Source organism: Herbidospora yilanensis (assembly GCF_001570565.1).
Lineage (GTDB): Bacteria > Actinomycetota > Actinomycetes > Streptosporangiales > Streptosporangiaceae > Herbidospora > Herbidospora yilanensis.
Genome location: NZ_BBXE01000027.1, coordinates 145,069 through 158,563, shown reverse-complemented (window position 1 = coordinate 158,563; position 13,495 = coordinate 145,069). Strand labels below are relative to the sequence as shown.

Here is a 13,495-nt window from a genome sequence, read left to right as displayed (position 1 = left end):
ACGGCCGTCTCGTGACCGGTAGCTGCTCGGGCAACACGAGGGTCGCCAAGGGGACCGGCCCGTTGAAGGTCGCCGATCTGCCCGAGGGCGCCGACCCGGCCACGGTCAAGCAACTGGGGAGGGCCAAGCCGGTCCGTTAACCGCCGCAGGCGGCGTAGGTGAAGGTGTCCTTGAGGATGTCGTAGCGGTCGCGGACCGTGGTGACGCCGGTCTTCGTGTCGTGCTGGAGGACCGTCATCCGGTTCGGGACCTTCGGCAGGTTCTGCGACACGTGCAGGGTGACCTGGTCGGGTCCGGTCCAGTCGAGCATCTCGACGGTGCCGCCCTTGGGCAGCTTGATCGGGTTGTCCCCTTCGACCTGGGCGGTCTCCACGTCGGAGACGACGATCTTGTCACCGGACACCAGAGTGGCCACCGTCCGGGCGTCGGCGTGCAGCGCGTTGGGACCCCAGCCGTTCACGTCGTCGGCCGGGCGGCCCTGGCGCAGGAGACGGGCCGAGCGGTCGTAGACGCGGAAGACCTCGTCGGGCCCGCTGGTCAGCACCTCCTTGCCGTCGCCGCTGAAGCCCATGAACTCGCGCTTGGCGGGCAGCAGGCCGAGCCGTCTGCCCTTCTTGGTGTCGAAGATCATCGTCCGGCGGTCGGTCACGGCGAGGCTCGCGCCGTCGTCGGACAGGCGGAACCACACGTTGTACTGCACGACGTTCTTCGGCAGCGTGTCGGCGGGCAGCAGGGTGACCCCGCCGCCGAGCGTCCGGACGGCGATCCGGCCGTCTTTGCGGAAGTAGGCGATCTTCTGGCCGTTCCCGCTGATCGCCACCGGAGCGGCGGCGAAACCGACCGGCCTCCGCTTGCCGTCGAGCGCTTCGAGCTGGGCGTCCCTGAGCTGGAGGATCTTGCCGTGGTGCGTCACCAGCCGCCAGTTCCCGCACAACACGGTCGCTTTCTTCACCTTGCAGGCCTTGGCCGAGGCGTAGCGGATGCTGTCGCCCCCATGGTGCGGCGCGGCCTGCGCCGTGGCCGGCACGGCCATCATCGCGGCGGCCGTCGCCACCGTCGTGACCAGAACCCTGATCTTCATCTTTACCCCCTGGTTGTGTTCCCCATCACATCGTTGGATGCGAGCAGAGGGTGGGGGGTTGGTCACAGATCGGAAACGATGGCGGCGGGTGGCTCACCTGTGGGTGATCTCGATGCGGTCGAGCAGGGTGTCGGAGATCTCGGCCAATGCGGCGACCTGCTCCGGCGTGAGCGAGTCCATGACGTAGCGCTTGACCGCCGCGTCGTAGTGCTTCCTGGCCTCGCAGGCCAGTTCGCGCCCGCGCGGGGTGAGCCGGACGGCCGAGCCCCGGCTGTCTTCTTCGCAGGCCTCCCGCGTGATCAGGCCGCGCTGCTCCATGCGGCGGAGCTGGTGGGACAGGCGGCTCTTCTCCCATTCCAGGCCGCATCGCAGCGCCAGTGAGCGCACCGACTCGTCGGGGCGTTCGTTCACGGCGACCAGGACCTCGAAGTCGGCCTCGGACAGGCCGGTGGCGGCGGCGAGCTCGCGGCCGAGGACGCCGCTGAGCCGGACGCGCATGCGCTGGTAGCTGGCCCAGGCGAGGGCCTGGGGGTCGGTGAGATCGGCCATGTGCCCCAGATTAGTTGATGCATCAACCTTGACGTATATTGGTTGACGTATCAACCTAAGGGAGTCCCCCATGAACTATGGCCACGCGCTCCGGTTCGGCGCCCTCACCGGCCGCGCCGAGCTGATTGAGGAGTTCGGCTACGACCTGGCGATGTTCCCCGAGTGGACCGGGTTGTCCTGGCTGGCGGGGCGGACCGGGCGGATCGGCCTGGTCGGCCGGCTCGACGTCGCCGAATGGAACCCCGCCGTGCTGGGGCGGTCGGCCGCCGGGCTCGACCTGCTGTCGGGCGGCCGGGTCGCGCTCACGCTCGGCACGTCGGGCGAGGTCGCGGCGCTGGCCGAGGCGATCGACGTGATCCGGGCGATCTGGGACGTCTCGGCGCCCCGGGTCACCTATGACGGTGTGCACCACCGGCTCACCGCCGCCGAGCCGGGGCCCGAACCGGCGCACGCGGTGCCCGTCTGGGTCACCGGCGACGATCCGGCCGTGCTGGAGCTGGCCGGACGGCAGGCCGACGGGTGGGTCGCCGTCCATGATCCGGAGCGGCCCGAATGCCCGCGTACCGGAAACAAGCTGATCGACGAGGCCGCCGCGGCGGCCGGGCGGGACCCCCGGGAGATCCGGCGGGTCCTCGTCGTCACGGGTGACGTCCCGGCCGGGGTGCTCGACGACGGGTTCGGCACGATCATCCTGCGCACCGACGATGAGGCCGTGCTCGCGCGGTTCGCCCGCGAGACGATCCCCGCCCTGCGCGCCGCCGCCCCCGGCGGCCTCTCCGACCGGCCGGTCAGACCCGCCGCCGCGCTCGCCGAGCGGCGCACGGGCATCGACTACGACGGCGTGCCCGAATCGCTGGCCGCCACGGCCGTCGAACCGGGCGACCGGAACTACGGGCGGGTCAGGTCGAACTACCTGCGGGGCGGCTCTCCGGGGCTGCTGCTGTTCCCGCGCGACCCCGCCGAGGTCGCCGACGCGCTGGCCTTCGCCCGCCGCCACCCCGCTCTGCCGCTGGGCGTGCGCAGCGGCGGTCACGGCGTCAGCGGCCGGTCGACCAACGACGGCGGGATCGTCATCGACCTGCGTCACCTCGACGCCGTAGAGGTGCTCGACGAGACCACCCGCCGGGTGAAGATCGGTCCGGGCGCCCGCTGGAACAAGGTCGCCGCCGCGCTGCGCCCCCACGGCTGGGCGCTCGGTTCCGGCGACTACGGCGGCGTCGGCGTCGGCGGGCTGGCCACCGCCGGCGGCATCGGGTTCCTGTCGCGCAAGCACGGGCTCACCATCGACCACCTGCGGGCCGTCGAGATCGTGCTGGCCGACGGGTCGGTGGTCAGGGCCGACGAACACGAGAACGCCGAGCTCTTCTGGGGGGTACGCGGGGCCGGCGCCAACTTCGGGGTCGTGACCTCCTTCGAGTTCGAGGCCTCCGTGGTCACCGACGTCGGCTGGGCCCAGCTCGTCATGGACGCCGCAGACCAGGCCGGCTTCCTGCGGCGCTTCGGCGAGGTGGCGTCCGCGGCCCCGCGCGACACGACGGCGTTCCTGATCATGGGGCCGCCCCGGCGCGGCCGGCCGGCCGTGGCGCAGATCATGGCCATGGTCGACTCCGCCGACCCCGAGGTCATCGTCGACCAGCTCCAGCCGTTCGCCGGCATCTCCGCGCTCTACCAGCAGCAGGTCGTCGTCGCGGCGTACGCCGACGTCATGGACAACGCCCAAGACGGCGACCACCACGGGCAGGGCGAGCCGGTGGCCCGGTCGGCGTTCGTGCGCGAGATCACCTCCGCCTTCGCGGCGGCCGCGGCGAAGATGCTGGCCGGCGGGGTCGTGTACTTCTTCCAGATCCGCACCGTCGGCGGCGCGGTCGCCGACGTCCCGGCCGACGCCACGGCCTACGCCCACCGCGACGCCGGTTTCCAGGTCACCGCGATGGGGATCGACGACAAGCGGATGGACGCGCTGTGGGAGGCGAACCGCGAACACTTCGACGGCCTCTACCTCAGCTTCGAGACCGGCCTCGGCAAGGTCGCCGACGCGTTCCCGCCGAAGACCCTCGACCGGCTGCGGGTCCTGAAGCGCCGCTACGACCCGGCCAACGTCTTCCGCGACAACTTCAACATCAGGGATGAGAAATGAGCGACTACGGGCACGACCTGCTGTTCGGCACCTTCGTCAGCCCGGTGATCCAGCCGGTCAGGCACGCCGTCGACCACGCCAGGGCCGCCGAAAGGGCCGGCCTCGACCTGGTCACCTTCCAGGACCACCCCTACCAGCCGCGGTTCCACGACACCTGGACGCTGATGTCCTACATCGCGGCGCAGACCGAGCGGATCAGGCTCAGCGGCAACGTGACCAACCTGCCGCTGCGCCAGCCCGCCGTGCTGGCGCGCAGCGTGGCCAGCCTCGACCGGCTCAGCGGCGGCCGGATCGAGCTCGGCATCGGCGCGGGCGGGTTCTGGGACGCCATCGAAGCCATGGGCGGGCGGCGGCTCACCCCGGCCCAGAGCATCGAGGCGCTGGAGGAGGGCATCGGCATCATCCGCCAGATCTGGGCCGCCGACGAGCGCGGCGGGGTCCGGTCCGACGGGCCCTACTACCCGGTGAAGGGCGCGAAGCGCGGCCCCGCCCCGGCTCACGACGTGGGGATCTGGGTGGGGGCGTACAAGCCGAAGATGCTGGCCCTGACGGGACGAGCCGGCGACGGCTGGTTGCCGTCGCTGCCCTACCTGCCGGGCGGCCCCGCCGACCTGACCGAGATGAACCGGCACATCGACGAGGCCGCCCTCGCGGCCGGGCGCGAACCGAGCGCCGTCAGGCGCCTGCTCAACATCACCGGCGAGTTCACCGAGGCGAACCGCGGTTTCCTGCAGGGACCGCCGGAGCAGTGGGTCGAACAACTCGCCGGGCTGACCGCCGACTACGGGGTCAGCGGCTTCCTGCTGATGTCCGACGACCTGGCCAAGACCGAGCTGTTCGCCGGGGAGGTCGCCCCGGCGGTCCGCGAGCTCGTTCAGAAGTGGCGGCTCGGCGGCGGGCCGAGGTAGCCCGCCGTGGGCTGGAAACCGTTCACCGGGCCGCCGGCAGGCGGAGGACCATGGTGAGGCCGCCGCCCGGGGTCTCCTCCGGGGTGAGCGTCCCGCCCATCGCCTCGGTCAGCCCGCGCGACAGCGCCAGACCGAGGCCCACCCCCGTGTGGTTGTCGCGGTCGCCCAGACGCTGGAACGGCTGGAAGACGCGTTCGTGCGCGTCGGGCGGGATGCCGGGCCCCCGGTCGATCACCCGGATCTCGACCTGGTCGCCGACGGAACCGGCCGTCACCAGCACGGCCGGGCTGTAGCGCATGGCGTTGCCCATCACGTTGACCAGCACCCTCTCCAGCAGGGCGGCGTCGGCGACGACCTCCGGCAGGTCGTAGGGGACGGCCGTCTCGATGCGGGCGCCGAGGTCGTCGATCGCGCGGGGCACGATCTCGTAGAGGGCCAGCGGTTCGAGGGTCACGCCCAGCACCCCGGCCTGGAGGCGGCTCATGTCGAGCAGGTTGGCCACCAGGCGGTCGAGCTTCACCAGCGACTCGTCGGCGGTGGCCAGCAGTTCGGCGCGGTCATCGGGAGACCAGACGATCTCCCGGCTGCGCAGCGACTCGACCGCCGCCTTGGCCGACGCCAGAGGGGTGCGCAGGTCGTGGCTGACCGCCGCCAGCAGGGCGGTGCGCATCTTGTCGGCCGCCGCCAGCGGCTTGGCCTTCTCGGCGGCCTCGGCCAGGCGCTGCTGGCGCAGCGCGACCGCGATCTCGGCCGCGAACGCCTCCAGGACACGCCGGTCGGACGCGTCGAGCGGCGCTCCCCGCGCGGCGAGCACCAGGTCGTCGTCGATGATCACGTCGGTGTCGCCGCTCGACGGTTTCACGCACGGCGGGCCGCCCGTGGTCGCGACGATGTGCCACGCCTTCGGCTCGGCCGCCCGTTCCAGCAGCGTCACCGACGTCAGCCCGTAGGTCTCGCGCAGCCGGGCCAGCAGGGACGGCAGCGCCGACTCGCCGCGCAGCACGTGCCCCGCCAGGGCCGACAGGATCTCGGCGTTCGCGCTCGCCTGGGCCGCCTGCCGGGTCCGCCGGGCGGCCAGATCCACTATCGCCGCCACGGCCGCGGCCACGAGCACGAAGACGACCAGGGCGAACAGGTTCTCCGGGTCGTTGATCGTGAACTCGTACAGGGGCGGGGTGAAGAAGTAGTTCAGCAGCAGGGAGCCGCCGACGGCGGCGGTGATGGCGGGCCAGGTGCCGCCCGCCAGGGCCACGCCCACCGTCAGCATCAGGAAGAAGAGGATCTCGCTCGGCAGCGACAACTCGTCGCGGAACGGCAGCAGCATGCCCGCCAGGGCGGGCATGCCGGCCAGCGCCAGGATCCAGCCGGTGACACGCCGCCGTCTGGTCAGGGCGGCCCGGGAGCGCTGGCGGCGCGCGCGGCCCTGCCTCGCCTCGGCGTGGGTGATCATGTGGACGTCGATCGGGCCCGACCGCGCCGTCGTCTCGACCCCCACGCCCCGGGAGAGGATCTGGGCGAACCTGCCGCGCCTCGACGCCCCCAGAACGAGCTGGGTCGCGTTCACCCCGCTCGCGAAGTCGAGCAGCGCCGTGGGGACGTCGTCGCCGACGACCTGGTGGTAGGTCCCGCCCAGCGACTCCGTCAGGATCCGCTGCCGGGCCAGGCTGGCCGGGTCGCCGCCGGTCAGGCCGTCGGCGCTGATGACGTGCAGGGCCAGCAGGTCGGCGCCCTTGTTGCGGTCGGCGATCCGGGCCGCCCGCCTGATCAGCGTGTCGCCCTCGGGGCCGCCCGTCAGGGCCACCACCACCCGCTCCCGGGCCTCCCACTTCCCCCGGATGCCGTGTTCCTCGCGGTAGCGGTCGAGCTGCTCGTCGACCTTCCCGGCCACCCACAACAGGGCCAGTTCCCGCAGCGCCGTCAGGTTGCCGACGCGGAAGTAGTTCGACAGCGCCGCGTCGACCTTCTCCGGCGCGTAGACGTTGCCGTGGGCCATCCGCCGCCGCAGCGCGTCGGGCGACATGTCGACCAGCTCGATCTGGTCGGCCTGCCGGACCATCTCGTCGGGCACGGTCTCCAGTTGGGGCACGCCGGTGATCTCGTGGACGACGTCGTTCAGCGACTCCAGGTGCTGCACGTTGACCGTGGTGACCACATGGATGCCAGCGGCCAGGATCTCCTCGACGTCCTGCCAGCGTTTGGCGTTGCGGGAGCCCGGCACGTTCGTGTGGGCCAGCTCGTCGATCAGCACCGCCTTCGGCGCGCGTGCGATGACGGCGTCGACGTCGAGCTCGGTGAAGGTGCCGCCCCGGTACTCCATGAACCTGCGCGGGACCACCTCCAGGTCGGCGAGCTGCGCGGCGGTCTGGACGCGGCCGTGGGTCTCGACGATGCCCACGACCACGTCCCGGCCGCGCTCCTTCGCCCGGCGGCCCTCGCCCAGCATCGCGAAGGTCTTGCCGACCCCGGGCGCCGCGCCCAGGTAGACCCTCAGCCGGCCGCGTGGCACGTCGTCACCCCTTGTCGAGCGCCCGGTTGAGCTCCAGCACGTTGACCCCGGGTTCGCCCATGAAGCCGAGCGGGCGGCCGGTGGTGTACCGCCTGATCAGCGTGGTCACCCGCTCGACGGGCAGCCCTCGCTCCCTGGCCACGCGGGGGGCCTGGAGCTCGGCGTAGGCGACGGAGATGTGCGGGTCGAGCGCGGAACCGCTGGCGGTGACCGCGTCGGCGGGCACGACCGCCTGGGCGTCGCCCCTGATCGGGACGGTGCGCCCGGCCGCGTAGTCCTCGCCGGGCTTCCCGCATTCGACCTTCACACCCTGATAGGTGGCGATGAACGGCTGCACGGGGCAGGCCTGGTTCACGCTGACCGCGCGGGTCGGCGTGCCGATGGCCGGGAAGACCTTCAGGACCGCGCCGACCCCATCGGGGGTGCAGTAGGGGCGGGCGCCGCTGACGCCTTCGAGCCGCCCGACCGCCGCCGACCTCGCGCACACCTGGGTGAGCAGCGACTGGCGGCCTTCGTCGGGGTTGCCCTCGTCGTCCACCGTGCCCGGAACGGCCAGGGTGTCGACGACGTCCTCGGGGCCGAGGTTGCCGGCCGCGGTCGTGAGCATGTCGTAGCCGCCCGCCGACGGGCGGGACTGGAAGTACTTCGCCACGGGGTTGCCCTCGGCGTCGGTGAAGCTCTGGCCGATCAGGGCCGGATCGCCATTGGCCTTGCCGTTGAACAGGGCCTGGGCCACGCCCGTGGTCGCCAGGGGGTAGGCCACGCCGAGGATCACCGTCAGCACGGCCACGGCCCGGAGGGCCGCCAGGTGCTGCCTGATCCAACTTGGGAGACGATTCATCACACGATCCCCGCGATCAGAAGGTCGATCAGTTTGATGCCGACGAAGGGGGCCACGATGCCGCCCAGGCCGTAGACGAGCAGGTTGCGGCTGAGCAGCTTCGAGGCGCTCGACGGGCGGTACTGCACGCCGCGCAGCGCCAGCGGGATCAGCGCGACGATGACGAGCGCGTTGAAGACGACCGCCGACAGGATCGCCGACTGGGGCGAGTCCAGGCGCATGACGTTCAGCGTGTCGAGGCCCGGATACACCGCCGCGAACATCGCCGGGATGATGGCGAAGTACTTGGCGATGTCGTTGGCGATGGAGAAGGTCGTGAGCGCGCCCCGGGTGATGAGGAGCTGCTTGCCGATCTCCACGATCTCGATGAGCTTGGTCGGGTCGGAGTCGAGGTCGACCATGTTCCCGGCCTCTTTGGCGGCGCTGGTGCCGGTGTTCATGGCGACGCCGACGTCCGACTGCGCGAGCGCGGGGGCGTCGTTGGTGCCGTCGCCGGTCATGGCGACCAGGCGACCCCCCTCCTGCTCGCGCTTGATCAGGGCGAGCTTGTCCTCGGGGGTGGCCTCGGCGAGGAAGTCGTCCACGCCCGCCTCGTCGGCGATGGCCTTGGCCGTGAGGGGGTTGTCGCCGGTGATCATGACGGTCCTGATGCCCATGCGGCGCATCTCGTCGAAGCGCTCCCGCATGCCGGGCTTGACGGTGTCCTTCAGGTGGACGACGCCGAGGACCTGATCCTTCTGAGCCACCACCAGCGGGGTGCCGCCGCTGCCCGAGATGGCGTCCACGATGGCCCCGACCTGCTCGGTCGGGTGGCCGCCGTGGTCGCGGACCCATTTCATGACGGCGGTCGCCGCGCCCTTGCGGACCTCGTGCCCGCCGACGTTCACGCCGGACATGCGGGTCTGCGCGGTGAACGGCACCCATTCGGCGTCCTGCACGTCGCGCTCGCGCAGGCCGTAGCGCTCCTTGGCGAAGACCACGATCGAGCGGCCCTCTGGGGTCTCGTCGGCCAGCGACGAGAGCTGGGCCGCCTCGGCCAGCTCCCGCTCGCCGACCCCGGAGACGGGGAGGAACTCGGCGGCCTGCCGGTTGCCCAAGGTGATGGTGCCGGTCTTGTCGAGCAGCAGCGTCGACACGTCGCCGGCCGCCTCGACCGCGCGGCCCGACATCGCCAGGACGTTCCGTTGCACCAACCGGTCCATGCCGGCGATGCCGATGGCCGACAGCAGCGCGCCGATCGTCGTGGGGATGAGGCAGACCAGCAGCGAGACCAGCACGATGCCGCTGACGCCGTCGCCGGTCAGGGCCAGGCTGTCGGGGATGCCGGGGTTCTGGCTCTTTGCCCAGATCGCCATCGGCTGCATGGTGACGGTCGCGATCAGGAAGATGATCGTGAGCGCGGCCAGCAGGATGTTGAGGGCGATCTCGTTGGGGGTCTTTTGCCGGTCGGCGCCCTCGACCAGGGCGATCATGCGGTCGATGAAGCTCTCGCCGGGCTTCTGGGTGATGCGCACGACGATCCGGTCGGAGAGCACCTTCGTGCCTCCGGTGACGGCGCTCCGATCACCACCGGACTCGCGGATGACCGGGGCCGACTCGCCGGTGATGGCCGACTCGTCCACGCTGGCGATGCCCTCGACGACGTCGCCGTCGCCCGGGATGATCTCCCCGGCCACGACCACGACCTCGTCGCCCTGCCTGAGCTCGGTCGCCGAGACGGTCTGGCCGCTGGTGAGCACGGCCGTCGTGTCGCGCCTGGTCGCGCGCAGGGTCGCGGCCTGGGCCTTGCCCCGGCCCTCGGCGACCGCCTCGGCCAGGTTGGCGAAGATCACGGTCAGCCACAACCAGACCACGATCGCCCACGCGAAGAAGTCGGGCTCCAGCACGGCCAGGACGGTGGTGAACGCCGCGCCGGCCTCGACGATCAGCATGACCGGGTTGCGCCAGAGCGTGACCGGGTTGAGCTTCCTGAACGCGTCGGGCAACGATCGGATCATCGGAGCGGCCATCAGAGTTGTCCTTCTGCGATGGGGCCCAGCGCGAGGGCGGGGAGGAAGGTCAGGGCGACGAGGACGATCGTCACCCCGACGACCAGGCCGACGAACTGCGGCCGGTGCGTGGGCAGCGTGCCGGCCGACTCCGGCACCGGCGTCTGCCTCGCCAGCGAACCGGCCAGGGCGAGCACGAAGATGATCGGCAGGAACCGGCCCAGGACCATGCACATGCCGAGCGCCACGTCATACCAGGGCGTGTTCACCGTGACGCCGCCGAACGCCGAGCCGTTGTTGTTGGAGGCGCTGGTGAAGGCGTAGAGGATCTCGGAGAAGCCGTGGGGGCCCGAGTTGAGCATCGCGGCCAGGCCCGCCTCGTTGCCCATGGCCACGGCCGTGCCGACCAGGACGAGCACCGGCGTGACCAGGAAGTAGAGGGACGCGAGCTTGATCTCGCGGGCGCCGATCTTCTTGCCCAGGTATTCGGGGGTCCGGCCGACCATGAGGCCCGCCACGAACACGGTGATGACGGCCAGGATCAGCATGCCGTAGAGGCCCGCGCCGACGCCGCCGGGCGCGACCTCGCCCAGCATCATGTTGAACATCGTCATCATGCCGCCGAACGGCGTGTAGGAGTCGTGGAAGGAGTTGACCGCGCCGGTCGAGGTCAGCGTGGTCGCCGCCGCGAACGTGGCCGAGTTGGCGACCCCGAACCTGACGTCCTTTCCCTCCATCGCCGCGCCGACCGCCTGCGGCACGGTCGCGTTCCCGGCCAGCTCGAAGACGTTGGTGAGCACGATGCTCGCGAGGGCGATCACGCCCATCACGGCGAGGATCGCGTACCCCTGGCGGAGCCCGCCGACCATCCGGCCGAAGGTCCGGGTCAGCGAGACCGGGATCAGCAGGATCAGGAAGATCTCGAACCAGTTGGTCCAGGCGGTGGGGTTCTCGTACGGGTGCGCGGAGTTCGTGTTGTAGAAACCTCCCCCGTTGGTGCCCAGCTCCTTGATGACCTCCTGGCTGGCCACCGGCCCGCCGGTCATGTTCTGCACGTTGCCCGTGAGCGTGGTGATCTCGTAAGGCCCGGCGAAGTTCTGCACGACCCCGCCCGCCACCAGCACGAGCGCGCCCACGAAGGCGATCGGCAGCAGGACGCGCAGCGTGCCGCGCACCAGGTCGACCCAGAAGTTGCCGATCGTGTCGCTGTCGCGCCGGGCGAACCCGCGCACCAGCGCGATGGCCACCGCCATGCCGACCGCCGCCGACACGAAGTTCTGCACGGCGAGGGCGGCCATCTGGGTCAGGTGGCCCATCGTGCTCTCGCCCGAGTAGGCCTGCCAGTTCGTGTTGGTCACGAAGCTGATCGCGGTGTTCCACGCGATGTGGTCGGGCACCGGGGCGAAGCCCAGCGACAACCAGAGTCGGTCCTGGACACGCTGGAGGGCGTACACGAAGAGGATCGAGACGATCGAGAAGGCCAGCAGGCTCCGGGCGTAGGCGGCCCAGCGCTGCTCGGTGTCGGGGCGCACGCCGAGCAGGCGGTAGACGACCCGCTCGACGGCGTTGTGCTTCGTGCCGGTGTAGACGCGGTGCATGTGGTCGCCGAACACCTTGTAGACCAGCGCCAGGGCGACGATCAGCGACAGGACGAAGAGCCAGCCCATGTCAGAACCGCTCCGGGAACAGCAGGGCGGCGACCATGAAGATCACCAGGCCGATGGCCACGACGAGGCCGGCGGCGTTGATCGCGCTCACAGGCGCTCCACCGCCTTCACCACGAACCCGAAGACCACGAAGATCGCGATCGTCAGGGCGACGAAGATGAGGTCACCCATCTCTGTTCACTGCTCCTCAGTTCCGTTTTCCGGGCGGTACGACGTCCAGGAAAACGGCACTTTGGGGCGGTTTCGTAGATCTTGATGGCTTCCATATGCGGGCGCCGGAATTCTTGACGGCTAACCCACAAGATCGCTCTCATAGGCGGCGATGACGAGATGCGCCCGGTCGCGGGCGTGCAGTTTGCTCAGCAGATTGCCGATGTGGGTCTTGACCGTCTTGATCGAGATGCTGAGGCGGGCGGCGATCTCGTCGTTCGACAGGCCGTGGCCGACCAGGGTGAGCACCTCGGTCTCCCGCTCGGTCAGGCTCCTCACCGACTTCGCGGGGGCGGGACGGCTGACGTACGACTCGATCAGGCGCTCCAGCACGCTCGGGGCCAGCAGCGACTCTCCCTGGTGGACCCGCCGGACGGCGTCGAGCAGGCGGTCGGGATGGGCGTCCTTGAGCAGGAAGCCGCTCGCCCCCGCCAGCAGCGCGGCCCTGACGTACTCGTCGAGCTCGAACATCGTCAGGACGATGATCCTGGCCTCGGCGCCGGCCGCCAGGATGCGGCGGGTGGCCTCGATGCCGTCCATGCCGGGCATCCGGATGTCCATGAGCACGACGTCGGGGCGGGTCTCGGCGCAGACGGCGACGGCCTCGTCACCCGTGCCCGCCTCGCCGGCCATGGCCATGTCGGCCTGGGCGTCGATCACGGCGGCCAGGCTGTGGCGCAGCAGCGGCTGGTCGTCGGCGATGACCACGCGGATCGTCATGACGCCCCGGAGACGCGGGCGCTGACCCGGAAGCCGTTGTCGACGGGCCCGGCGTCGAGGACGGTCACCCGTTCCCTGAGGCCTTCGAGTCCGCGACCGGCGCCGGGATGGACGACCCAGCCGTCGACCGGACCCTCGTCGTGGACGGTGGTGACGATCCAGCCGCCGTCGCGGCGGACCCGGACCGCCACGCCGGTCGGACCGGCATGGCGGGCGGTGTTGTTGAGCGCCTCGCGGACGACCGCGCAGACCGCCAGTTGCGCTCCCGGGCTGACCTCGCCGAGGTCGTCGAGGTCGAGGGTGACCCGCAGGCCCGCCCGCCCCGCCTCGGCGACGATGTCGGGCAGATCGCTCAGCTTGTCGGCCGGCCGCAGCGGCGCCACCGCGCCCGTGTCGCGCAGCACCCCGAGCATGCGGCGCAACTCCGTGGTGGTCTCGCGGCCGATACGCTCGATGTCCTCCAGGGCGGTGCCCGGATCGTCCCGCACGCCGGGATAGCGGGCCGCGGTCGCCCTGACGGTGATCAGGCCGAGGCCGTGGGAGACGATGTCGTGCAGGTCGCGGGCGATGCGCAGCCGCTCGGCCTGGGCCGCCCGCTCGCCCGCCCACGCGGTGAGCTGGGCCTCGTAGGCGGCGCGCTGGCGGCGTCCGCGGATCAGCGCCCAGACCGTGGTGGCCAGCGCCAGCGCCGCGATGATCGCGGGCACGACGACCACCCCCGCGCCCTCACCGCCGGCCGACAGCAGGACGAGCAGGAGCAGGACGTAGGTCGCGACCACCGGGGGCCAGACCCGACGCTCGCGTTTCGGAATCGCCACCACGTCCGAAGTGTAGGAACTCCGCCGAGTGCGACGCATCGGACCAGGGGCGGAGATACGGGTCCGGACC

At 71.2% G+C, this 13,495-nt stretch carries 11 protein-coding genes; 2 read left to right on the top strand and 9 right to left on the bottom strand.

Translation table 11 applies throughout. The features are described 5' to 3' along the window. Positions 1-136 precede the first annotated feature (136 nt). Positions 137-1,081: a WD40 repeat domain-containing protein gene (locus AW273_RS21980; protein ID WP_062350975.1), complete on the bottom strand. Its 945-nt coding sequence runs from the start codon at positions 1,079-1,081 to the stop codon at positions 137-139. A 93-nt stretch (positions 1,082-1,174) separates the two neighbouring features. After that, positions 1,175-1,630 carry a MarR family winged helix-turn-helix transcriptional regulator gene (locus AW273_RS21975; protein ID WP_062350973.1) on the bottom strand — a complete coding sequence of 152 codons (456 nt, stop codon included), beginning with the start codon at positions 1,628-1,630 and terminating at the stop codon, positions 1,175-1,177. Positions 1,631-1,700: 70 nt separating this feature from the next. On the opposite strand from AW273_RS21975, the gene AW273_RS21970 reads away from it, so the two are divergent. Then, positions 1,701-3,767, top strand: a complete 2,067-nt coding sequence (locus AW273_RS21970) for an LLM class flavin-dependent oxidoreductase (protein WP_062350971.1) — start codon at positions 1,701-1,703, stop codon at positions 3,765-3,767. Further along, on the top strand, positions 3,764-4,675 hold the full coding sequence (locus AW273_RS21965) for an LLM class flavin-dependent oxidoreductase (protein ID WP_062350969.1): 912 nt from the start codon (positions 3,764-3,766) through the stop codon (positions 4,673-4,675). The genes AW273_RS21970 and AW273_RS21965 overlap by 4 nt, the downstream gene beginning before the upstream one ends. A gap of 22 nt (positions 4,676-4,697) precedes the next feature. Here AW273_RS21965 and AW273_RS21960 read toward each other — a convergent pair whose 3' ends face one another. The 7 genes from AW273_RS21960 to AW273_RS21930 all read right to left on the bottom strand — a co-directional run bounded on the left by AW273_RS21960 (position 4,698) and on the right by AW273_RS21930 (position 13,428). Next, complete coding sequence (locus AW273_RS21960; protein WP_062350966.1) at positions 4,698-7,181, bottom strand: DUF4118 domain-containing protein; 2,484 nt, start codon at positions 7,179-7,181, stop codon at positions 4,698-4,700. 4 nt (positions 7,182-7,185) lie between these two features. Then, the gene (locus AW273_RS21955) at positions 7,186-8,022 is read right to left on the bottom strand and encodes a potassium-transporting ATPase subunit C (protein ID WP_062350963.1); all 837 of its coding nucleotides are present in this window, start codon (positions 8,020-8,022) and stop codon (positions 7,186-7,188) included. Then, positions 8,022-10,031, bottom strand: coding sequence for a potassium-transporting ATPase subunit KdpB (kdpB, locus tag AW273_RS21950; RefSeq protein ID WP_062350960.1), 2,010 nt, complete (start codon positions 10,029-10,031; stop codon positions 8,022-8,024). Before kdpB ends, AW273_RS21955 begins: the two co-directional genes overlap by 1 nt. Next, positions 10,031-11,677, bottom strand: a complete 1,647-nt coding sequence (kdpA, locus tag AW273_RS21945; RefSeq protein ID WP_062350957.1) for a potassium-transporting ATPase subunit KdpA — start codon at positions 11,675-11,677, stop codon at positions 10,031-10,033. The genes kdpB and kdpA overlap by 1 nt, the downstream gene beginning before the upstream one ends. A 1-nt stretch (position 11,678) precedes the next feature. After that, on the bottom strand, positions 11,679-11,768 hold the full coding sequence (kdpF, locus tag AW273_RS21940) for a K(+)-transporting ATPase subunit F (protein WP_034385538.1): 90 nt from the start codon (positions 11,766-11,768) through the stop codon (positions 11,679-11,681). A gap of 200 nt (positions 11,769-11,968) precedes the next feature. After that, positions 11,969-12,607, bottom strand: coding sequence for a response regulator (locus tag AW273_RS21935; protein ID WP_062350955.1), 639 nt, complete (start codon positions 12,605-12,607; stop codon positions 11,969-11,971). Further along, positions 12,604-13,428 carry a sensor histidine kinase gene (locus AW273_RS21930; protein WP_198168284.1) on the bottom strand — a complete coding sequence of 275 codons (825 nt, stop codon included), beginning with the start codon at positions 13,426-13,428 and terminating at the stop codon, positions 12,604-12,606. Before AW273_RS21930 ends, AW273_RS21935 begins: the two co-directional genes overlap by 4 nt. Between the last annotated feature and the right edge of the window lie 67 nt (positions 13,429-13,495).

Excerpts from the sequence above, each read along its gene's own strand:
- kdpA (WP_062350957.1), bottom strand. The coding sequence starts at position 11,677 with ATGGGCTGGCTCTTCGTCCTGTCGCTGATCGTCGCCCTGGCGCTGGTC.
- AW273_RS21955 (WP_062350963.1), bottom strand. The coding sequence starts at position 8,022 with ATGAATCGTCTCCCAAGTTGGATCAGGCAGCACCTGGCGGCCCTCCGG.
- AW273_RS21980 (WP_062350975.1), bottom strand. The coding sequence starts at position 1,081 with ATGAAGATCAGGGTTCTGGTCACGACGGTGGCGACGGCCGCCGCGATG.
- AW273_RS21970 (WP_062350971.1), top strand. The coding sequence starts at position 1,701 with ATGAACTATGGCCACGCGCTCCGGTTCGGCGCCCTCACCGGCCGCGCC.
- AW273_RS21965 (WP_062350969.1), top strand. The coding sequence starts at position 3,764 with ATGAGCGACTACGGGCACGACCTGCTGTTCGGCACCTTCGTCAGCCCG.
- kdpB (WP_062350960.1), bottom strand. The coding sequence starts at position 10,031 with ATGGCCGCTCCGATGATCCGATCGTTGCCCGACGCGTTCAGGAAGCTC.
- AW273_RS21975 (WP_062350973.1), bottom strand. The coding sequence starts at position 1,630 with ATGGCCGATCTCACCGACCCCCAGGCCCTCGCCTGGGCCAGCTACCAG.
- AW273_RS21935 (WP_062350955.1), bottom strand. The coding sequence starts at position 12,607 with ATGACGATCCGCGTGGTCATCGCCGACGACCAGCCGCTGCTGCGCCAC.